Origin of the sequence: Streptococcus sp. M334, from assembly GCF_000187745.1 — a bacterium.
Classification (GTDB): domain Bacteria; phylum Bacillota; class Bacilli; order Lactobacillales; family Streptococcaceae; genus Streptococcus.
Map to the genome: position 1 here is coordinate 40,649 of NZ_GL732488.1, position 536 is coordinate 41,184.

Consider the following 536-nt stretch of genomic DNA (forward strand, 5'->3'; position numbering starts at 1 on the left):
TTTCTTCGCTGGGACTGAGACTGACTCGCCCGCTGTCGCTAATTTACCATCTTCGGTTGCTGTTGGAACCTTGTTCGCTTCGCTTTCTGGTAAGTTCGCATTTGGAATTGTCAACTCGCCGTTGGCTCCTACCGTGAACGTTCCTACTCCATCTAGCTTGATTGGCGTATTTTGTGGGTAAGATGTGCCTTCTGGCGTTGTCACTCGATAGTGTACATCTCCATTGTCATCTCGTCTTGGTTGCGTGAAGACTGGTTTGGCACTAGCTTGTTTCTTCGCTGGGACTGAGACTGACTCGCCCGCTGTCGCTAATTTACCATCTTCGGTTGCTGTTGGAACCTTGTTCGCTTCGCTTTCTGGTAAGTTCGCATTTGGAATTGTCAACTCGCCGTTGGCTCCTACCGTGAACGTTCCTACTCCATCTAGCTTGATTGGCGTATTTTGTGGGTAAGATGTGCCTTCTGGCGTTGTCACTCGATAGTGTACATCTCCATTGTCATCTCGTCTTGGTTGCGTGAAGACTGGTTTGGCACTAG

The 536-nt window shown here is 49.3% G+C and carries 1 protein-coding gene; it reads right to left on the reverse strand.

The window, feature by feature from the left end:
- Positions 1-536, reverse strand: a 536-nt coding sequence (locus HMPREF0851_RS16300; protein ID WP_000309186.1) for a hypothetical protein, incomplete at both ends; no start/stop codon positions are given.